The sequence below is a fragment of the Janthinobacterium sp. GW822-FHT07A03 genome (genome assembly GCF_058798815.1).
On sequence record NZ_JBXAKW010000010.1, the window covers coordinates 61,111 to 81,886 of the forward strand.

The 20,776-nt window shown below is 61.7% G+C and carries 18 protein-coding genes; 9 read left to right on the top strand and 9 right to left on the bottom strand.

From position 1 onward, the window contains the following. Window positions 1–9: 9 nt before the first annotated feature. On the top strand, window positions 10–474 hold the full coding sequence (locus tag AC1RJW_RS25105) for a Smg family protein (RefSeq protein WP_070222738.1): 465 nt from the start codon (window positions 10–12) through the stop codon (window positions 472–474). 294 nt (window positions 475–768) lie between these two features. After that, entirely contained in the window at window positions 769–3,435 is a 2,667-nt protein-coding gene (locus AC1RJW_RS25110; RefSeq protein WP_493047348.1) for a DNA topoisomerase III, read from the top strand. Between the two features lie 71 nt (window positions 3,436–3,506). Here the strand turns inward: AC1RJW_RS25110 and pcaC are convergent, their stop codons facing one another. From pcaC to AC1RJW_RS25130, 4 genes are all read right to left on the bottom strand, one after another. Beyond that, complete coding sequence (gene pcaC, locus AC1RJW_RS25115; protein WP_493047349.1) at window positions 3,507–3,905, bottom strand: 4-carboxymuconolactone decarboxylase; 399 nt, start codon at window positions 3,903–3,905, stop codon at window positions 3,507–3,509. A gap of 59 nt (window positions 3,906–3,964) precedes the next feature. Further along, on the bottom strand, window positions 3,965–4,693 hold the full coding sequence (locus AC1RJW_RS25120; protein WP_493047350.1) for a hypothetical protein: 729 nt from the start codon (window positions 4,691–4,693) through the stop codon (window positions 3,965–3,967). Between the two features lie 74 nt (window positions 4,694–4,767). Next, the gene (locus tag AC1RJW_RS25125) at window positions 4,768–6,177 is read right to left on the bottom strand and encodes an alkaline phosphatase (protein WP_493047351.1); all 1,410 of its coding nucleotides are present in this window, start codon (window positions 6,175–6,177) and stop codon (window positions 4,768–4,770) included. A gap of 29 nt (window positions 6,178–6,206) precedes the next feature. Beyond that, on the bottom strand, window positions 6,207–7,658 hold the full coding sequence (locus AC1RJW_RS25130) for an alkaline phosphatase (protein ID WP_493047352.1): 1,452 nt from the start codon (window positions 7,656–7,658) through the stop codon (window positions 6,207–6,209). A gap of 281 nt (window positions 7,659–7,939) precedes the next feature. Between AC1RJW_RS25130 and AC1RJW_RS25135 the strand changes: the two genes are divergently transcribed. The 4 genes from AC1RJW_RS25135 (at window position 7,940) to AC1RJW_RS25150 (ending at window position 11,599) form a co-directional block, all read left to right on the top strand. Beyond that, window positions 7,940–8,809 carry an MBL fold metallo-hydrolase gene (locus AC1RJW_RS25135; protein ID WP_493047353.1) on the top strand — a complete coding sequence of 290 codons (870 nt, stop codon included), beginning with the start codon at window positions 7,940–7,942 and terminating at the stop codon, window positions 8,807–8,809. A 14-nt stretch (window positions 8,810–8,823) separates the two neighbouring features. Then, window positions 8,824–9,480, top strand: a complete 657-nt coding sequence (locus AC1RJW_RS25140) for a DsbA family protein (RefSeq protein WP_493047354.1) — start codon at window positions 8,824–8,826, stop codon at window positions 9,478–9,480. Between the two features lie 93 nt (window positions 9,481–9,573). Continuing rightward, a complete protein-coding gene (locus tag AC1RJW_RS25145) occupies window positions 9,574–11,037 on the top strand; it encodes a catalase (RefSeq protein WP_493047355.1) in 1,464 nt (487 codons plus the stop codon). Between the two features lie 178 nt (window positions 11,038–11,215). After that, window positions 11,216–11,599 (top strand): hypothetical protein, encoded by a 384-nt coding sequence (locus AC1RJW_RS25150; RefSeq protein ID WP_070222728.1) that lies wholly within the window; start codon window positions 11,216–11,218, stop codon window positions 11,597–11,599. Window positions 11,600–11,658: 59 nt separating this feature from the next. Here the strand turns inward: AC1RJW_RS25150 and AC1RJW_RS25155 are convergent, their stop codons facing one another. The 4 genes from AC1RJW_RS25155 to AC1RJW_RS25170 form a co-directional block, all read right to left on the bottom strand. Next, window positions 11,659–15,237 carry an ABC transporter permease/M1 family aminopeptidase gene (locus tag AC1RJW_RS25155; RefSeq protein WP_493047356.1) on the bottom strand — a complete coding sequence of 1,193 codons (3,579 nt, stop codon included), beginning with the start codon at window positions 15,235–15,237 and terminating at the stop codon, window positions 11,659–11,661. Between the two features lie 10 nt (window positions 15,238–15,247). Further along, window positions 15,248–16,141, bottom strand: a complete 894-nt coding sequence (locus AC1RJW_RS25160) for an ABC transporter ATP-binding protein (protein WP_493047357.1) — start codon at window positions 16,139–16,141, stop codon at window positions 15,248–15,250. 181 nt (window positions 16,142–16,322) lie between these two features. Beyond that, window positions 16,323–17,519, bottom strand: coding sequence for an ABC transporter permease (locus tag AC1RJW_RS25165; RefSeq protein ID WP_493047358.1), 1,197 nt, complete (start codon window positions 17,517–17,519; stop codon window positions 16,323–16,325). A 3-nt stretch (window positions 17,520–17,522) separates the two neighbouring features. Continuing rightward, entirely contained in the window at window positions 17,523–18,302 is a 780-nt protein-coding gene (locus tag AC1RJW_RS25170; protein WP_493047359.1) for an ABC transporter ATP-binding protein, read from the bottom strand. 148 nt (window positions 18,303–18,450) lie between these two features. Here AC1RJW_RS25170 and AC1RJW_RS25175 point away from each other — a divergent pair, with 148 nt between their 5' ends. After that, complete coding sequence (locus AC1RJW_RS25175; protein ID WP_121668442.1) at window positions 18,451–18,882, top strand: hypothetical protein; 432 nt, start codon at window positions 18,451–18,453, stop codon at window positions 18,880–18,882. 86 nt (window positions 18,883–18,968) lie between these two features. Beyond that, window positions 18,969–19,613 (top strand): 2-polyprenyl-3-methyl-6-methoxy-1,4-benzoquinone monooxygenase, encoded by a 645-nt coding sequence (coq7, locus tag AC1RJW_RS25180; RefSeq protein ID WP_099409771.1) that lies wholly within the window; start codon window positions 18,969–18,971, stop codon window positions 19,611–19,613. 77 nt (window positions 19,614–19,690) lie between these two features. Here the strand turns inward: coq7 and AC1RJW_RS25185 are convergent, their stop codons facing one another. Beyond that, window positions 19,691–20,119, bottom strand: a complete 429-nt coding sequence (locus AC1RJW_RS25185) for an OsmC family protein (protein WP_493047360.1) — start codon at window positions 20,117–20,119, stop codon at window positions 19,691–19,693. A gap of 225 nt (window positions 20,120–20,344) precedes the next feature. On the opposite strand from AC1RJW_RS25185, the gene rplM reads away from it, so the two are divergent. Beyond that, window positions 20,345–20,773, top strand: coding sequence for a 50S ribosomal protein L13 (rplM, locus tag AC1RJW_RS25190; protein WP_010393282.1), 429 nt, complete (start codon window positions 20,345–20,347; stop codon window positions 20,771–20,773). Window positions 20,774–20,776: the final 3 nt, after the last annotated feature.

The following is a 20,776-nucleotide window of genomic DNA, read 5'->3' on the forward strand; positions in this document are numbered from 1 at the left end:
AGTAGAGCCATGTTCGATATCCTGGTGTACCTCTACGAGACTTACTATCGCCCCGATGCCTGCCCCGAGCCGGCAGTGCTGGCGCGCAAACTGTCGGCCGTCGGTTTCGACGACGTGGAGATTTCCGAAGCGCTCGTGTGGCTGACGGACTTGAACGCCATGGCCGGTGCCGAGCAAACCCTGACGGCCAGTTCCACGGGCACGCGCTTCTACGTGCAGCAGGAAAGCGACGTGCTGGGCACGGCCGCCATCGGTTTCATCCAGTTCCTGGAAAGCGCCAAGGTGCTCTCGCCGCTGCAGCGCGAAATCGTCATCGAACGGGCGCTGGCGCTCGACGAGGCACCCGTCTCGCTGGGCAAGCTGAAAGTCATCGTGCTGATGCTGCTGTGGAGCCAGGGCAAGGAACCGGACGCGCTGATGTTCGACGACCTGTTCGTCGACGACGAAGACTTGCCTCCCCGCTTATTGCACTAATATATAGTGTCGTCATCGGCTGCGCTGCGGCTGTTGGCCTGACCCTGGCGCCGCTGCCGCGCCATCCCCTTTAAGATGCACTGCACCGGCGCGCACGCCAGACCATTGTTTTTGCGCTTGCGCATTCTTGCTTGCAGATAACTTGCCGAATTCTTCAATAGGCGCTTATCATTGGCCGCTTGACAAGACCACAAGTCACAGGGCCTTGCGCAGACAAAAGCGTCGGCGCCTGGCAATGCACTGTATGATGCGCATGCTGAAACTATCCTAGAGCATTTTTCGAGACTAAAAAATATGACAAAAACCCTCATCATCGCCGAGAAGCCTTCTGTCGCGAACGATATCGCGAAGACGCTTGGCGGCTTCACCAAGCACGATGAGTACTTTGAATCGGATGAATACGTCCTGTCGTCGGCGGTCGGCCACTTGCTGGAGATCGCCGTGCCGGAAGAATTCGACGTGAAGCGCGGCAAATGGAGTTTCGCGCACTTGCCGATGATTCCACCGTATTTCGCGCTGAACCCGATCGCCAAGACGGAAGCGCGCCTCAAAGTATTAAACAAGCTGATCAAACGCAAAGACGTAAGCACCCTCATCAACGCATGCGATGCGGGGCGCGAAGGCGAGCTGATTTTCCGCCTGATCGCGCAAAACGCCAAGGCCAAGCAACCGGTCAAGCGCCTGTGGCTGCAGTCGATGACGCCGGGCGCCATCCGCGACGGTTTCTCGCACCTGCGCAGCGACGAGGAAATGCTGCCGCTGGCCGATGCGGCCCGCTGCCGTTCGGAAGCCGATTGGTTGATCGGCATCAATGGCACGCGTGCCATGACGGCGTTTAATTCGAAAGAAGGCGGCTTCTACCTGACCACCGTGGGCCGCGTGCAGACGCCGACCCTGTCCATCGTGGTCGAACGCGAAGACAAGATCAAGAAATTCGTGCCGCGCGACTTCTGGGAAGTGCGCGCCGAATTCGTTTGCGCGGCCGGCATCTATGAAGGCCGCTGGCTCGACACGAAGTTCAAGAAGGACGAGAACGATCCCGAGAAGCGCGCCGAGCGCCTGTGGAGCAAGACGGCTGCCGACTCGATCGCCACCGCCTGCCGCGGCCGCCAAGGCATCGTCACGGAAGAATCGAAACCGACCACCTCGATGGCGCCGGGCCTGTTCGACCTGACCAGCCTGCAGCGCGAAGCGAACTCGCGTTTCGGCTTCTCCGCCAAGAACACCCTGGGCCTGGCCCAGGCGCTGTATGAAAAGCACAAGGTATTGACGTATCCGCGTACCGATTCGCGCCACTTGCCGGAAGACTACATGCCGACCGTGCTGCAGGCGCTGGAAACGGTCAAGGAAAACAGCAACTACCACCAGTTCGCCAAGCAGATCATCGACAAGGGCTGGGTCAAGCCGAACAAGCGCATCTTCGACAACACGAAGATCTCGGATCACTTCGCGATCATCCCGACGACGATCGCGCCAAAGAATTTGTCCGAGCCGGAACAGAAGTTGTATGACCTGGTCACGCGCCGCTTCATGGCCGTGTTCTTCCCGCCTGCCGAATTCCAGGTCACCACGCGCTACACGGAAGTGTCCGGCCATCAGTTCAAGACTGAAGGCAAGGTCATGACCAATCCGGGCTGGCTGGCCATCTACGGCAAGGAAGCGTCGACGGACGCCGACAAGGAAAGCAATGGCAACGGCAACCTGGTGCCCGTCGCCAAGGGCGAGAAAGTGCAGACGGAAAGCGTCAGTGCCAACGGCCTGGTGACGAAACCACCAGCGCGCTTCACGGAAGCGACCTTGCTGTCGGCCATGGAAGGTGCCGGCAAGCTGATCGACGACGACGAGCTGCGCGATGCGATGGCCGGCAAGGGTCTTGGCACGCCAGCGACGCGCGCGGCCACCATCGAGGGCTTGCTGACGGAGCGCTACCTGATCCGCGAAGGCCGCGAACTGATCCCGACGGCCAAGGCGTCGCAGCTGATGACTTTGCTCAAAGGCCTGGGCGTCAATGAATTGACGGCACCGGAGCTGACGGGCGAGTGGGAATACAAGCTGTCGCAGATGGAAAAAGGCAAGATTTCGCGCGAAGAATTCATGCGCGAAATCGCGCAGATGACGCAAATCATCGTCAAGCGCGCCAAGGAATACGACAACGACACGATTCCCGGCGACTACGCCACCCTGGAAACGCCCTGCCCGAACTGCAGCGGCGTGGTGAAGGAAAACTACCGTCGTTTCGCCTGCACCAAGTGCGAATTCTCGATGAGCAAGACACCGGGTTCGCGCCAGTTCGAAATCGCCGAAGTGGAACAATTGCTGAAGGACCGCACCATCGGCCCGCTGCAAGGCTTCCGCTCGAAGATGGGCCGTCCGTTCGCCGCCATCCTGCGCATCGTGCGCGATGAAGAAATCAAGAATTTCAAGCTGGAATTTGATTTCGGCCAGAACGACGAGAGCGAAGATGGCGAAGGCGTCGATTTCACGGGCCAGACGCCCGTGGGACCGTGCCCCAAGTGCAACGCGGGCGTGTACGAAATGGGCCTGGCCTATGTGTGCGAGCACAGCGTGGCCAAGCCGAAGACGTGCGATTTCCGCAGCGGCCGCATCATCTTGCAGCAGGAAATCTTGCCGGAACAAATGGCAAAACTGCTCAACGATGGCAAGACGGACTTGCTGCCTGGCTTTGTTTCGCAGCGCACGCGCCGTCCGTTCAAGGCTTTCCTCGTACGGGGCAAGGATGGCAAGGTGAGCTTCGAGTTTGAAGAGCGCAAGGCCAAGCCGGGTGCGAAGACAAAGGCTGCAGCTGCCGAGGTCGAAGGCGAAGAAGGCGCGGCGCCAGCGAAGAAGACGGCCGTCAAGAAAGCGCCAGCCGTCAAAAAGGCGCCGGCCAAGAAGGCCACGGCCGTGAAAAAGCCGGCCGCCAAGAAGGCGCCGGCGAAGAAGGCGGCAGCGGCGGAGTAATTGGGCGCCAGCCAGACAAAAGCCAGGGATTTCCCTGGCTTTTTTTACGTCCCGATTTGATGGGGCAATGGTCAGGCTGGCGGCGCGGCCGGCGCCACCAGGCCCATTTCCCGCAGCACTTCATGCGCCGAGCGGAAGGCGTCGATGGCCAGCGGCATGCCGCAATACACGGCGGCGTGCAGCAGTACTTCCTGGATTTCCTGCATGGAGGCGCCATTGTTGACGGCGCCGCGCAGATGGCCGCGCAGCTCCTGGGCGCGGCCCAGGGCCGTCAGCATGGCAATCGTCGCCAGGCTGCGCGTTTTCAGGTCCAGGCCGTCGCGGCACCAGGTCGTGCCCCAGGCGTTGCGCGTGACGAAGTCCTGCAGGGGCGCCGTGAAGGCGTCCACCTGGGCAAAGGCGCGCTCGACAAAGGCGTCGCCCATCACTTGTTTGCGCATGCGCAAACCATTCTCGAATTGTTCATCCATGCCGCGCTCCCGTTGCTGTACGCTTTCGATACTAGCGAGCCGGCATGGGGTGGTCAAGCTTAGTCGAGATAGTCCGAGTATTCGCGCTGCGCGTAATTCTGCAAATTCGTCCACGGCTGCGCCTTGCTGACGGTCGGCTGCAGCTTGACGTCGACCCGGCGGTAGAACGTGTTGGCGCGGTCGCCGCTTTCGATGATCAGGGGAATCTGTTTTTGTTCGTCCCACAGGATGCGCTGGAACACGCCGTTCTTTTCCACTTCGCGCCAGCGCGCGCCCGTCACGCCCGATGCCTGTTTCGACAGTGGCATGGCGGCCACCAGTTTCGGGTCCAGCAAATAAAAACTGTTTTCCCAGGAACCGTCGAAATTGACGTTTTCGTACTCGGCCTTGGGAATCGAGACGACGATCTTGTCATGCGCATCGATGTATTCCACGCGCACGGTGTTCTTTTCCAGCATCACGTGGCGCGGGATCAGCACGGGATTGAAGTGCTTGTGTTCATGCTGCGTGGCCGCAGTCGACGTTTTCAGCGCCACTTTCTTGTTCTCGCCGTGGCTGTGGCCGGCATGCGCGTCCGTCGCCGGCGCCAGCACGCGCTCGACCCATACGTGGCCGGGGCGGCGCAGCATCTTTTCTTCGTAGCGGCTTTCGCGCGTCACGCCTTCCGGCGTCAGGACGCGGCTGTAGTAGGTGATGCCCAGGTCCAGGTCGGCAGGGGTGGCGGGAGCGGCTTGGGCGCTGGCGGCAAAGCCGGCGGCCAGGAGGATGGCGATCAGGGACGATTTCATGGTGTTGCCTTTACGTGCAGAGGGGCGGAGGGCATACGCCATCCGCCCCGGTGGGGTTACCGTGTTGATGTGGATCAGAAGCCGAATGCCGCCTTCAGCAAGTCGAACACCTTGGTGTTGTCCAGGGTGCCCTTGAAGGTCTTGGCGCCGGCGCCCGTGGCCAGCAGCTTGACGTCGCCGCCGCCGTGGGTTTCGCTGGCCAGGCGCACGCCTGTTTCTTGCAGGTAGTTGTCTTTCAGGGCCGTGGCGCTGTCGACGTTGCTGCGCAGGTCAGGGCGGTTCGGGCCATTGCCGAAGACCAGCGTGGTGTAGGTATTGCCATCGGCATCCTTGCTTGGCTGGTTATCCTTGTAGCCGCGGTTGATGTCGAGGATAGGATTGCCGCGCTTGCCGTAGCCGTTGAAGGCCAGGGTGTGGTCATGGTCGGCCGTGACGACGATCAGGGTGTTTTCCAGCTTTGGATCGGTTTCCTTGATCTTGGCGATGGCCGCCTTGATGGCATCGTCGAAGGCGATGGTGTCCGTCAGCGCGCGCTTGGCGTTGATGCCGTGCAAGGCGTGGTCGATGCGGCCGCCTTCGACCATCAGGAAGTAGCCGTTCGTGTTTTTCGACAGCAAGTCGATGGCTTTCAGCGTCATTTCCGACAGGCTAGGCTGGGTCGCGCCTTCGCCCAGCGGCGGCGTGGCCGTGCGGTCCAGTTCATATTCCAGGTGGCTGCGGGTGCTGTACAGGCCGATGAACTTCTTGCCGCTCGGCGCTGCCGCCATTTCCGCTTTCGTCGCGGCCACGGTGTAGCCCTTGGCGGCAAACTCCGTCAACAGGTTGCGGCCATCGGCGCGGCCGTACTTGTTGCTCGTCGACCAAGGGGTGAAGTGGTTGCGGCCGCCACCCATCAGCACGTCGACGCCATCGCCGAGGGCCGCGTTGTAGCCTGCGCCGCCTGGCGTCGTTTGCGCGGCGATCGCGTATTGCGCATTGCGGTTGCAGATGTGCGAGAACGTCGTCGCCGGCGTGGCATGCGTCAGTTCCGTGGTGGTGATGGCGCCCACGGCCTTGCCCTTGGCTTTCGCCAGTTCCAGGATGGTCGGCACGGTCTTGCCGCCGGCCGGGCAGTTGTCCACGCCCAGGTTGCCGTTGGCGTCGCGGCTGGGCTCTTTGGCGATCGTATCCTGCGCCATCGAGATGACTTCATTGTTCATCTTGACGCCGGTCATGTAGGCGGCCATCGATGGCGCGCTGTCCGTCGTTTGCGCATCGTTCGAGAAGGTCTTGATGCGCGCCGTGCGTTCCAGCGTATCCATGGTCAGGCTGCCGTCTTCCTTGTACTGGTAGATGCGCGCCGCCGTCACGACGGACGGGCCCATGCCGTCGCCGAGGAAGAAGATGACGTTCTTGGCGTCGGCGGCGTAGGCGCTGGCGACGCTGGCGGCCACGAGCGTGGTCAGCAAGGAGAGTTTCAGGGCGGGTTTCAATGCGAGTTTCATGTGCTTGTCCAATTCTTGTCTCTTGGGGATTACAGACCGCCGGCGGTCTTGACCAGGCCGAATACTTTGGTGTTGTCGATGGTGCCCAGGAAGGTTTCCGAACCCTTGCCGATGGCGCCCAGGAAGACGTCGGTGCCGCCGTGGGTTTCATTGCCGGCCGTGGTGCGGATCACGGCTTCCTGGTGATAGGTGTTGGCGCTGGTGACGGTTTCGTCGAGGCTGGCCATGGCGGCGCGGCTCGATTGCGTGCGGTTTTCGCCATTGCCGAAGCCGATGATCGAATACGGTGCGCCGTCCAGGTCTTTTTCGACCGCGCCGGTCACGTAGTTCTTCACCACGCCCAGCACGCCAGGGTTGCCGGCAGCCGTCTTGCCCGTGCGCTTGGCGTAGCCGTTCAGCACCAGGGTGTGGTCATGGTCGGCCGTGACGACGATCAGGGTATTGGCCAGGGTCGGGTCGGTGAGCTTGGCTTTTTCGATGGCGGCCTTGATGGCGTTGTCGAAGGCGACCGTGTCTTGCAGCGCCTTCTTGGCCGTCGTTTCGTGCAGCGCATGGTCGATGCGGCCGCCTTCGACCATCAGGAAGTAACCCTTCTTGTTCTTGGCCAGCACGTCCATGGCCTTGGTGGTCATTTCCGCCAGGCTCGGTTCCTTGGCTGCATCGCGGTCCAGGTCGTAGCTCATGTGGCTGGAAGTGAACACGCCGAACAGGCGGTCCGTCTTGGCAGGATCGACGGCCTTGAAGTCGGTGGCGTTGTTGGCGACCGTGTAGCTCTTCGCTTTCAGTTCGGCCACCAGGTCGCGGTCGTCGGAACGCTTGCCGCCGCTCTTGAATGGGGTAAAGAATTGCGCGCCGCCACCGAGGACTACTTCCAGGCCGGTGGTGCCCAGGGCGCTGTTGTAGCCCGTGCCGCCCGGCACCAGGGCTGCGGCGATATCGTTTTCCAGGTCGCGGTGGCAGATGTGCGCGTAGGTCGCTGCCGGCGTGGCGTGCGTCACGCGCGCCGTGCTGACGACGCCGGCGGCAAAGCCCTTGGCCTTGGCCAGTTCCAGCAGGGTGGTGGCGGGCGTGCCGTTGCCGGTGCCGCATTTGTTGACCAGCTTGTTGCCGTTCGTATCCGTGCCCGGATCGATGGCGACCGTGTTGGCCGACATGGAAATGACTTCATTGTTCATCTTGACGCCGGTCATGTAGGCGGCCATCGATGGCGCGCTGTCGGTCACTTGCGCGTCGTTCGAGAACGTCTTGACGAAGGCCGTTTCCGGCAGGGTGTCCATGGTCAGCGAGCCGTCTTCGCCCACCGAATAGATGCGCGCGGCCGTCATGGTGGTCAGGCCCATGCCATCGCCGAGGAAGAAGATGACGTTTTTCGGCGGCGCTTCAGCCACTACTTCTTCTTTTTTGGCATCGCTGCCGCAGGCGGCCAGCATCAGGGTGATGGCGACGCTGCAGCCAGCGACGGAAATTTTTCTGCGTGTCATGTGGTTCATCCGGCTAGGTTTGAAAGAGCTAGCAAGATAACAATTCAATGTGACACCCTCATGACGCTGTGACACATTCGACACGCCGATGCGCATCCGCCTGGCGTGTTGTTTTAGCGCACGCCTTGACTGGACGCGTACACTGTCCGGTGCGTGCCAGCGTTCGATGGTGTCGATGATTAAATCGAATTAAGCAACAAACTATTGCGTTTTATCGGGTTTTTCTACCGAATCAAGCAACGTAAGATGCAGTCATCCCAATCATCTTGTGAAGGCACCTCATGTTCTCCAAATCCATCAGCAGCGTTCTTGTTTCCAGCCTGTTTGCCGCCGGCGCCGCTTCTGCCGCCGCCAGCGCTCCCTTGAGCCTGGAAGTATTCAACCCGGGCGAAGCGGCGATTTTCCCCGTCGCTTCCGTGCTGGTGGCGGGCAAGCATGACGCCGTGCTGATCGATGCGCAGTTTTCGCGCGCCGAAGCGCAAAAGCTGGTGGAAAAGATCCGCGCCAGCGGCAAGAAACTGACGACGGTCTATATCAGCCACAGCGACCCCGATTTTTACTTTGGCCTCGATGTGATCAAGGCAGCTTTCCCGAAGGCAAAGATCGTCGCCACGCCGGAAACCGTGGCCGAGATCCGCCGCAAGGCTGACGCCAAGGTCGCCTACTGGGGGCCGATTTTGAAAGACAATGCGCCGCACGGCATCGTCATTCCCGAAGCCTTGAAAGGCAAGCGCATCAGCCTGGAAGGCCAGTCGCTCGATATCGCCGGCCCGACGCCCGCGCGCACCTATGTGTGGATTCCATCGATCAAGGCCGTCGTTGGCGGCGTCGTGCTGTTTGGTAACTTGCACGTGTGGACGGCCGATACGCAAAGCCTGCAATCGCGCCAGGACTGGCTCAAGACCCTCGACGGCATCGCGGCGCTGAAACCCGTCACCGTCGTGCCCGGCCACTTCAAGGTGGGTTCGCCCCTGACGCCGGACAGCATCGGTTTTACGCGCGACTACCTGGTGACGTTTGAAGGGGAAACGGCCAAGGCCGCCAACTCGGCCGCCCTGATCGCCGCCATGAAACAGCACTACCCGCAACTCGGCCTCGATGGCGCTTTAGAAACGAGCGCCAAGGTGGCAAAGGGTGAAATGAAATGGTAAGCGGCAAGGCCAGCATGCCCACACTGCACTACATTTTCGACCCCCTGTGCGGCTGGTGCTACGGCGCCGCGCCGCTGGTCGAGGCGGCGCGCGCCGTGCCCGGCCTGACGGTGGCCTTCCACGGCGGCGGCATGATGACGGGCAGCAATCGCCGCCAGATCACGCCTGCCTGGCGGGGCTATGTGCTGCCGCATGACCGGCGCATTGAGCAATTGTCAGGCCAGCCCTTCGGCGACGCTTACATCAACGGCTTGCTGAACGACACGACGGCCATGATGGATTCCGAGTCGCCGATCACGGCCATCCTGGCGGCTGAATCGCTGGCCGGCAAGGGCCTGGACATGCTGCAGCGCGTGCAGCGCGCCCATTACGTGGACGGCTTGCGCATCGCCGACGTGCCCGTGCTGGTGTCCTTGGCGCAAGAGCTGGGCATGGACGGGGCCGCATTCCAGGCCGAGTACGCGCGGCAGGCGGGCGCCGCCACGCAACGCCACATCGATGCCAGCCGCGCCTTGCTGGCGCAGGTGGGAGGACAGGGCTTTCCCACGTTCGTGCTCGACGATGGCAGCGGCAAGCTGTCCGTGATCGATATCGGCGGCTTCCTGGGCCAGCCGGCGAAGTTGCAGGCGCAATTGGGCGGCGTGTGCGATGCCCATGGTTGTGCATTGTAAATAGCTATCGGTTCGATAAAATCAATTAACTTTTCCTTTGTTGTTGACCTCGTTACACTGGTTTCATTAGTCAACAACGAAGGAAAAGCAGCCATGAGCCAACAGCCGCCATTCAGTACCGCCTCGGGTATTCCCGTCGCCGACAACCAGAATTCCATCAGCGCCGGTCCCCGCGGCCCCCTGCTGCTGCAAGACTTCCACCTGATCGAAAAACTCCAGCATTTCAACCGCGAGCGCATTCCCGAGCGCGTGGTGCACGCCAAAGGCTCGGGCGCTTACGGCACCTTTACCGTCACGCACGATATTTCCCGTTACACCAAGGCCAGGCTGTTCAGTGAAGTGGGCAAGCAGACGGCCACGTTCGCCCGCTTTTCCACCGTCGGCGGCGAGCGCGGCAGTGCGGATACGGAACGCGACCCGCGCGGCTTCGCCGTGCGTTTCTATACGGAAGAGGGCAACTGGGACCTGGTCGGCAACAACACGCCCATGTTCTTCATCAAGGACCCGATCAAGTTTCCCGACTTTGTCCACACGCAAAAGCGCGATCCGCAAAGCAATCTGAAATCGGCCGAGATGATGTTCGACTTCTGGAGCCACGCGCCGGAAAGCCTGCACCAGGTCACCATGCTGTTCTCGGACCGGGGCACGCCGGACGGCTACCGCCACATGGATGGCTTCGGCAGTCACACGTATAGCCTGATCAATGCCGATGGCCAGCGCGTGTACGTGAAGTGGCACTTCAAGACGCGCCAGGGCATCAAGAATTTGCCTGCGGCGGAAGCGGGCCGCCTGGCCGGTGCCGACCCCGACTACGCCCAGCGCGACCTGTTCGGCGCCATCGCGCGCGGCGATTTCCCCCAGTGGGAAGTCAAGCTGCAGGTGGCCACCGAAGAGGAACTGGCGCAGTGGGAACAGCGCACGGGCTGGAATCCGTTCGACCTGACGAAGGTGTGGCCGCACGCGGACTTCCCGCTGTTGCCCGTCGGTATTTTCGAGTTGAACCGCAACCCGGACAATTACCACGCGGAAGTCGAGCAGGCGGCCTTTTCGCCGGCCAACGCCGTGCCCGGCATGGGATACTCGCCGGACAAGATGCTGCAAGGCCGCTTGTTCGCCTACCACGACGCCCAGCTGTACCGCGTCGGCACGAACCACCAGCATCTGCCCGTGAATGCGGCGCGCTGCCCCTTCCACAACCAGCAGCGCGATGGCGGCATGGCGATCCACAATGGCGGCGCGGCGCAGAACTACGCCAACGTGGCGGCGGCAGGTAGCTCACCGCAAGGGCTCGGTCATGGCGAAGGGGAGTTGGCGCTGGCTGGCGGCGCGGCCCGTTACGATGGGCGCGGCGTGGAAGACGATTACACGCAGGCTGGCAATCTTTTCCGTCTGATGTCCGCCCAGGCCAGGCAAAACCTGTTCGACAACCTGGTTGGTCCCCTGAGCCAGGTGCGGCCGGAAACCTTGCAGCGCCAGCTCGGTCATTTCGACCAGGCCGACCCGGCCTATGGCGCCGGCGTGCGCGCCGCCTTGCAGGCGCGTGGCGTGGCACTGTAATTGTGTGTGGCAGGCGGAACTTGCTTGTTCCGCCTGTTTGATGCAGCACAAATGAGAGCTTATTAGAGTTGGATGCCAAATATTGCCGTATGGACATATTTGCCTTCCATGCGTAGACTTGTCGGTCTGATGATCGCGCCGTCTTCCTGGCGGCGTCCTGACTAGAAAGTCTTGCAATATGAATATGGCGAAGCTGTGCGTGCATGGGGACGACCCCACGCTCAAATCCATCCTCGAAGTCTTGCCCACCGATCCGGAACGGCAATGGCGCAAGGGCGAGGCGAAGGGCGCGAATCGCGTGCATCTCGATTCCGGCTTCGACGTGCTGATCGCGCAAGCGCCCAAATCGCAAGTGTTGCCCTCGCGCATACGCAGCTACCTGGCCGAATGCCGCTCGCGCGGCGTGACCTTCACCATGCCGCGCATCGTGGCCGAGCTGCAACTGGAGCTGAACGGCGACGATACGGTCGACGCGCCGCTCGACCTGAGCCTGGCCGACATGCAGCACCTGACGGAAATGGGCATCAGCCTGAGCCTGGTGACGCGCTGCGCCGCAGCCTGATTCCCGTGTGACACGCAAAAAAATGGCCGCCCATTATTCAAACGGGCGGCCATTTTTCGTCATGGTTCGTCGAGCTCGACGGTGACCATATTGTCATCGGGCTTGCGGTCGATCAGCTTGTTGTCGGGATCGATGCCCGCCTTGCCGGGGCGGCTGGCGACGATGACGGTGTAGCTTGCTTCACGCGCCGTCATGCGCAGGCGTTCGCGCAGCAGCGGATGGCCATTCGCGTCGTCGACGCCGATCTCGATCCAGTCGTGCAGCGCTGCGTCGTGTTCCTCGCCTTGTTCGCCGGCCGTCAATTTGCTTGCCTGCACCTTGATGGTGACGGCATATTTGCCATCATTGCGTTTCGTGGCCGTGGCCGACAGGGCACGGTTGTCGAACAGCACGATTTTCTCGAACAGGTCGTCGATCAGGTAAGCCTGCTCGGGCGGGGTGACCTGGCGCAAGCCCGTGATCAGCGCCGTCACGCTCGCATACGGCGGGCCTTTCTGGCCGTAGGTCTTGAGCAGGTCGCGCAGCACGCCGTTGACCTTGCCCTCGCCGATAATGTCTTGCAGCAAGTACATGGCCAGGCTGCCCTTGTTGTAATGGATGTAGGCCTGGTTTTCATTCTCGGCCAGCGGCAATTCCTTCTTGCGCTCTTCGCTGCGCCCCATCAGGTATTGATTCAGGTCATAGCGCAGGAAGCGGCGCATCTTGGCCGGCCCCGCGGTTTTCTTCATCACCATCAGGGCCGAATATTCGGCCAGGGTTTCGCTGAGCACGGTGGCGCCCCGCGTATTGCCGCCCACCAATTGATGCGCCCACCACTGGTGCGCCACTTCATGCGCCGTGACGTAGAACGGATAGTCGATGTCCTTCGGGTTCTTGTCGTCCACCTTGGCAATAAAGCCCAGGCCTTCCGAGTACGGTATCGTGTTCGGGAACGATTGCGCAAACGTGGCGTAGCGGGGGAATTCGACGATGCGCAGGATCTTGTGCTGGTAGGGGCCGAAGTTCTTCGTGTAGTACTCGAGTGCTTCCTTGCTGCCGCGCACGAAGCGATCGAGGTTGTACTCGTGGCCAGGATGGTAATACACGTCGATGGCCACGTCTTGCCAGCGCTCGTGCTTGACGGCGTAGCGGGCTGACTGGAACGCGTAGAAATTCAGGATCGGCTGGTCCATCGTGTAATGGAAGTAATGGCGCCCCTTGGCGATCCAGTCGTTGTCCAGCATGCCCGGCGCGATGGCCGTCTGGCCGTCGACGGTGCTGACGGTGGCGTCGAAGTTGATGCGGTCGGCGTCGTTGCTGACGTAGTTGTCGGCCAATCCCTTCGCATCGTCGCGCGGCAAGGCCCGTTCGCGCGCGGGCAAGCCGTGTTTCTTGCGGTCGCGCGGGTCCGTCAATTCCTGTTGCGGCTGGTAACCGATGTGCGGCAGCACGGCATTCGTGAAGAAAGTGCCGTTGGCCACCACGGGCGTGTCCTGGCCCAGGCCGAAGATGCCGCGCGGCGCATAGCGGATGTCGAAATCGAGGCCCAGGGTGGCGCCCGGCGCCAGCGGCGCGGCGAGGCGGTAGCTGTAGAAGCCCAGCTTGCCGTCATCGAGGCCGGGATGCACGCGCGTATCGAAACGCAGGCGCATGGTGGCGGTCGGGTCTTGCTGCACAAAAATGTGGCTGATCGGCAAGCTGGTCTTGTTTTGCAGCACATAGCGGCCCGTGACGGCCAGGGTGCGCTGCGCCGGGTAGATGGCCACGTCGAGTTTCACGTCGGTGATTCTCGGCTGCGGCGTGGCGGCGAACTTGCGGTACTGGCGCTCGATGCTGGCGCGGTCCCCATCGCGGGAAAATTCGGACTGGTAATCGTTGGCCACGTGGAAGACGTAGAACAGCACGCCGCCGGCGCCGACGAAGATCAGGGCGCCGCCGGCAAAGCTGGCCAGCACGCCATGCGTCAGACCGTGGCGCGCCAGGCGCAGGCGGATGCGCCAGCTGTCCTGCGCACCGCGGGGCCAGAACAGCAGCGACAGCACCGTCAGCATGACGGCCGCGCCGCTCCAGTACAGCAAGTACCAGCGCTCGCGCAACACAAAGTGGCCGGCACCGTTCATGGCCGAATACACGACATCGGGCGTGCTGCCGTACAGCAGCAGCGGGTCGCCCAGGCCCAGCGAGGAAAAGCTGATGCTGGCGATGTGGTACAGAATCATGGCGAAATACGCCAGGTATTTGTGATTGATCAACACCTGCACGAAGATGGCCAGCACGGCGACCAGCGCATAGTAGGGCAGGTGCGACAGGAACAGCGATTCCAGGTACAGACCGGGATCGAGGCGGTAATAGCCCTTGAAGACCTGGATCGACATGCCGCACAGCATGATGACCAGGCTCAGCAAGGCTTGCAGGCCGACCAGCGCAAACAGTTTCGATAGCAGGGGCAGCCAGTTCGGCACGGGCAGGGCGTCGAGCATCAGATACGTGCCCGCTTCCCGTTCGCGCCACACCAGCTCGCCCGCGTAGAAGGTGGTAATGATCAGCATGAACAGGGCGAACGAGGCGCTGACCATCTCCAGCACCTTTTCTGTCACGGGATAGGTATTCGTGCCGTAGATGGAGCCCATGTCCAGCGCGCCCGCATACATGGTCAGCACGCCGGCCAGCACGATAACGACAAAATAGATGTTCTTGATGGTTTCGCGCAGGTTCAGCCAGCTCATCTTGAGGAGCAGGGTGGCCAGGTTGCGCTGCGCGAAGTCCGGCGTTTCCTGCGTGGACAGCGAAGCGTTCGACAGGCGCTGCGGCGCCTCGCCCTCGCTGCGGCGCTTGCTGGCGCCCGCGTCCGTCGTCGCGTGGAACTGGAAGCGCCAGTAGCCGAGCAGCAAGGCCACGAGGGCAAAGCCGGACCAGATGGCGCGGTTCAGCAGGTATACGCCTTCCAGCGTCACCAGGCGCGTGTTGCGTTCCGCGTTCGGCCAGTATTCCGTCAGGCGTATCAGCGCCGTGGTGCCGAAAGGGTCGATCAGGGCCGCCAGGGTCTTGTAGTCGAGGTCGCGCGCCAGCGACGGCGCCACTAGGTAGCCGATCAGCATGACTACCGAGCTGATGTACACGGGCAGCATGCGCCGCGTCAGGGCGGCGATGACGAAGAAGATGGCGCCGAAGATGAACAGGTTGGGCAGCAGCGTAAAGACGTAGGGCATCAGGTAGGCCAGCGCCCGTTGCGGCCCCAGCCGTTCCGGGTCGATGCCGGGCAGCCAGGCGCCCAGCCAGGCACCGATCACGATGCTGGAAAACACCACCGCCAGCACCAGGTAGGCGCCGAGGAAGCGGCCAAAGACGTACTGGTATTTTTTGATCGGCGCGCTGAAGAAGAAATGCTGCATGCCGTACTCGAAATCCTGCTGCACCGAGCGGCCCATCATGGCGGCTACCACCACGGCGCCGAAGCAGCCCAGCAGGCTGCACGTGAACGCCAGCGAACGGGGGGCGTTGATCAGGAATTTGCCGCCGAAACTGATGCTCGCTTCCTTGAAGACGCCGCCGGCGGCGGCCATCCACAGCATGGCCAGCGCCAGGAACATGGCGAAATACACCCAGGTGGACAGCAGCTTGAGCCGCTGTCGCGCTTCAAAGCGGGCGATGGCAAACATGGCCGCCCCCTCAGTCGCACTGCGGGGCGACGCGGTGGCGCCCCGCAATGGTGGCGAAATACAGGTCTTCCAGGTCGCCGATGGCTTCCTCGAAGCCATCGCCCGGATCGTCGTCGCTATAGACGTGGATCAAGGTGCGGCCCGACAGCAAGCGCGTGGAAATGACGGCGTGGCGCTGCTGGAAGCTGGCCAGTTCTTTCTTTTCGACAAAGCGCGCCCAGATCTTGCAGCTGACTTCATCGATCAGTTCCTGGGTCTTGCCGCACAGCAGCAAATGGCCCTTGTTGATGATGGCCATGTTGGCGCACAGGTCGGCCACGTCGGACACGATATGCGTCGACAGGATCACCGTCTTGTCTTCGCCGATGTCGGACAGCAGATTATGGAAGCGGACTCTCTCCTGCGGGTCGAGGCCGGCCGTCGGCTCGTCGACGATGATCAGTTTCGGGTCGCCCAGCAGGGCTTGCGCGATGCCGAAGCGCTGGCGCATGCCGCCCGAAAAGCCGCCCAGGCGCTGGTGGCGCACGTCGAACAGATTGGTTTGCTGCAGCAGGCCATCGACGACTTCGCGCCGGCGCGCCCGCTGCGACAGCCCTTTCAACATGGCGAAGTGGTCGAGCAGCTCGTAGGCCGTCACTTTCGGGTACAGGCCGAAGTCCTGCGGCAGGTAGCCCAGCAGGCGGCGCACCTCGTCCTTGTCGTCGAGGACGTCATAGTCGCCGAAGAAGATGGAGCCGGAATCGCATTCCTGCAGGGTGGCCAGGGTGCGCATCAGGGTCGACTTGCCGGCGCCGTTCGGGCCCAGCAAGCCAAACATCCCGGGCGGTATCGTCAGCGAAACATTGTCCAGCGCTACCACGCCATTCGCGTAGGTCTTCGACAATTTGCGAATCTGCAATTCCATACAACTCCTAACTCATGCGTTGCTGCCCGATGCGACAGGGCTACTCTATGCTGGCATTGTATTGAATTTAAGACGCACTGGGCAGTTGCATGCGATACACGGCATTTTCGCGTGCCCAGAGTGCAGTTGGCGGGGGTGGATGGCGGGCCGCTTGTGGTCTTTTCGGCCCGCCATGAGAGTGTCAGTTACGAAACAGCACCGATTCCCGGTTAAACCACCAGCGGCACAACATCAGCAGGGCGCCTGCGATTACCGTGGTCGAGGCCAGGATCACGCCGAACATGCGGTAATCCATGGTGCCTTTCACCAGTTCCTTCATGGCCAGCGACACGTTGGTCAGCGGCACCATGGCCCACATCCAGTTCAGCTCGACGCCGGGCAGCATGGCCGCCACCGTGGGCAGGATGACGAACAGCATCAAAGGCGTGATCATGCCGGCCGCTTCCTTGTAGCTTTTCGCGTAGATCGAGATCGACAGCAGTAGCGAGGCAAAGATGGCGGCCGTCGGCACCAGCATCAGGGTCACCATGGCCAGGTCGGGCAAGCCGATGCTGCGCACCATGACGGCCATGTTGCCTTCGAGCGAGCTGCCGAAGATGGCCAGCAGGGCGCCCATGCTGCCCACCATCAGCACGGCCGAGGTCATGCCGACGGTAAACAGCACGAGGAACTTGGCCAGCACGATGGCGCTGCGCGGCACGGGCGCCAGCAGCAGGGTTTCCAGCGTGCCCCGCTCCTTTTCGCCCGCGCCCAGGTCGATGGCCGGATACATGGCCGCCGTCAGGCACACCATCAGCAGCAGATACGGCAGCATGCCGCCGACGATGGCGCCCATCTGCTCGCGCTCGTTGGCCGTCGACTGCTTGTCGAGCACGATGGGGTGCAGGGCAAAGGCCAGCTGGGCCGGACTCAGGTTCAGGGCCGACAGCGCGCTTTCGCGCAGGCTCGCGTTGTAGGCCTCGACGATCTCGCGCACGCGCTGCTGGGTCACGTCGACCGTGCTGGCGCTGTTGTAATGCAGGGTGACCTTGGCTTGCTGCTGTTGCTGCAGCGCATCTTCAAAGCGGGGCGGAATGACGACGGCGAACTTGATGGTGTCGTCGCCGATGGCGCGGCGGATCTCCCCCTCGCTGGCCAGCGGCACTTCGCGCAAATTATGCTGCTGCGCAAAACGCGCGCTCAAGCCCGGCGAATGGTCCTTGCCGAACAGCGTGTAGCGCATTTCCGCCGTCTTGGCGTTCTTGAACATATTGTTTGAAACATACGCGAAACCGCCAAAGATCAGCGGCATGGCAAAGATGGGGATGAGGATGGTGAAGATCAGCGTCTTGCGGTCGCGCGTGAGTTCCAGCAACTCTTTCAGATAAATGGTCCACATGGCTCAGGCTCCCTGGTTGATGACGCTGACAAAGGCGTCGTACAGATCGGCACTGCCGCCCAGGTGGCGCAGCTCGTTGACGGTGCCATGGAAGGCGGTGGTGCCGCGGTTGATGATGCAGACGCGGTCGCACAGTTTTTCCACCTCGTGCAGGTGGTGCGTGGAAAAGATCAGCGGCACGCGCAGCGCCTTGTAGCTGGCGATGAAGTCGAGCAGGATCTTGGCCGACATCACGTCCAGGCCCGTGGTCGGCTCGTCGAGGATCACCACTTGCGGCTCATGCACGACGGTGCGGGCGATCGCGCACTTCTGTTTCATGCCCGTCGACAACTGATCGGCCCGCTTGCCGCCGTATTCTTCCATTTGCAGCAGGGAAAATAGTTCGTCGCAGCGGCGTTTCAGCTTGTCGGCCGGCATGCTATGCAGGCGGCCAAAGTATTCCACGTTCTCGCGCGCCGTCAGGCGGCCGTACAAGCCCGTCGAGCCGGACAAAAAACCGATGCTCTGGCGCGCCACCAGCGGCTGGCGCAGCACGTCGACGCCATTGACGAGGGCGCTGCCCGCGTCCGCCTGCAAGGCCGTCGACAGCAGGCGCAGCGTGGTCGTCTTGCCGGCGCCATTCGGACCCAGCAAGCCCAGCACTTCGCCCGGGGCGCAGCTGAAACTGACGTCGCGCACGGCGTGGAACCAGCCCTCGTGTTCGCGCGGATCGCTGACGTGCACGCCCTTGCCCTTGTGGGGCGGCATGCGGAAACGTTTTGCCAGGTGCTTGACCTCTATCATGTGCTTCATCCATTCAACGGTGAAGAACGAGAGTAGCATGCAAAAAATGTAACTTGCAAGGTGGAAATATCGTTTGGTCTATTGAAAAAAACAGCATCTTCATGCAAGCTGGCCCGGTGGGCGCCGGCGGACGGCGCGGGAGAGCGCGATGCAAACGATCGATCAGGCAATGCAGGACAAGGTACTGGCCGTGGCCCGCGCCGGCATGACTAGTGCCGAAGCCATCGGTTTTTTCCGCGTCAGCCTGGGGTTGTACTATCTGGCCGGCCTGATGACGGAGGAAACCCTCGATTTCAAGCAGATCGACGCGAAGTACAACCGTTTTATTTACCACTCGCTAGGCGGCGGGCACAGCATCGCCAGCGTGCTGCAATTCATGAGCGGCGAAAAAGTCTTGCGCGTGCTGCAATCGGAGCGTTTTCGCGCCGCGTTTGCCGAATACTGCCCGGACATCCCCGTCGACAGCATTTCTTTCCTGATTTCACTGAACCTGGGCGTGGCGAAAAGCCTGTCCGGCCTCGATGCCGTCGGCCCCGTGGTGGACTGGATCGAGCAGGAAAAAGCGCGCACAGGTCAATAAAGCCCCGTTCGCCCTGCGCACGGCGTGGGGACGGCTGGCCGCTATCACCCTATAATTCATGTTTTCCCTTACATGAATAGCTCACGATGACCGCGAACCGCCATTTTGACCCCCTGGATCGTTTGATTGTTGGCGCCGACAAGGCCTTGCGCGTCATCGCGGGCGTGGCCTCGGCCTCGCGCCCCACGCCGGCCGCGCATGCGCCCGATGCGGAGCTGAGTCCGGCCGAACAGCGCCACAGCGCCGGCTTGATGCGCGTCAACCATGTGGGCGAAGTGTGCGCACAAGCCCTGTACAACTCGCAGGCGCGCTATGCGCACAGCCCGGCCATCCGCGCCCAGTTCGACGAGGCGGGACGCGAAGAGGAAGACCACCTGGCCTGGACGGCGCAGCGCCTGACGGAGCTGGGCTCGCGTTTGAGCCTGCTCAATCCCCTGTGGTATGCGGGTTCGTTTGCGCTGGGCACCATCGCCGCGCGCATGGGCGACGGCCGCAGCCTGGGGTTTGTGGTGGAAACGGAGCGCCAGGTGGAAGCGCACCTGGCCAGCCACTTGCAGGAATTGCCGCCGCAGGACGCCAAGTCGCGCGCCATCGTCAAGCAGATGGCCATCGACGAAGTGGAACATGGCGCCGCCGCCCAGCGCCTGGGCGCCATCGATACCCCGGCACCCGTGAAGGCGCTGATGGGCTTGATGGGCAAGGTCATGACGAAAACGGCGTATTATATTTAAAAAAAGGCGCTCCGAAGAGCGCCTTTTTTAGCCTGAGACGTGAAACGCCTGGCAAAACCGACGCGCAGCAGGTTTGGTCAGGCGCTTTCTTCGATGATCTCGAAGGAATGCGTGATTTCTGCCGTCTTCGCCAGCATGATCGACGCCGAGCAATATTTGTCATGCGACAATGAAACGGCCCGTTCCACGGCCGTCGGTTTCAGGGCCTTGCCCCGCACCGTGAAGTGGAAGTGGATCTTGGTAAACACTTTCGGGTCGGTGTCGGCGCGCTCGGCCTTCAGGGTCACTTCGCAGCCGCTGACGGCTTCGCGGCCCCGTTTCAGGATCAGCACCACGTCATAGGCGGTGCAGCCGCCCGTGCCCAGCAAGACCATTTCCATGGGGCGTGGCGCCAGGTTGTGGCCGCCGCCATCGGGCGCGCCATCCATGGTCACCAGGTGGCCGGAACCGGTTTCTGCCCGAAAACTCATGCCCGACGGGCCATTCCAGCTGACTTTGCATTCCATCGTACTCTCCGAAAATTGTAAGCGTTTTGTATTGTAATAGAGGAATGCTCATCCATGTGCCGGCCGCCAGCCCGCATCGGGCCTGCATCGCTGCTTGACGCGGCAGGGCAAAGCCGCTTATACTTGTCGGCTTTCCGTTCGCTCAGGAAAAGTAAATAAGGCAGAGTCCGCATAGCAGCATCGGCGGAACCACCATTTGAGCGTGTAATCTATTAGGAAGTCAACATGAAAACATTTTCCGCTAAAGGACATGAAGTCCAGCGCGATTGGTTCGTGGTTGACGCGACGGACAAAGTCCTCGGACGTGTTGCCAGCGAAGTGGCACTCCGACTGCGCGGCAAACACAAACCAGAATTTACTCCTCACGTCGATACCGGCGACTTCATCGTCGTCATCAACGCAGGCAAACTGCGTGTGACCGGTACCAAAGCTACTGAGAAAATTTACTACCGTCACTCTGGCTATCCAGGCGGCATCTACGAAACCAACTTCCAGAAAATGCAACAGCGTTTTCCAGGTCGCGCGCTTGAGAAAGCGGTCAAGGGCATGCTGCCTAAAGGCCCACTCGGCTACGCAATGATCAAGAAGCTGAAAGTGTACGCGGAAGGTTCCCATCCGCACGCTGCTCAGCAACCTAAAGCACTTGTTCTCTAAGGA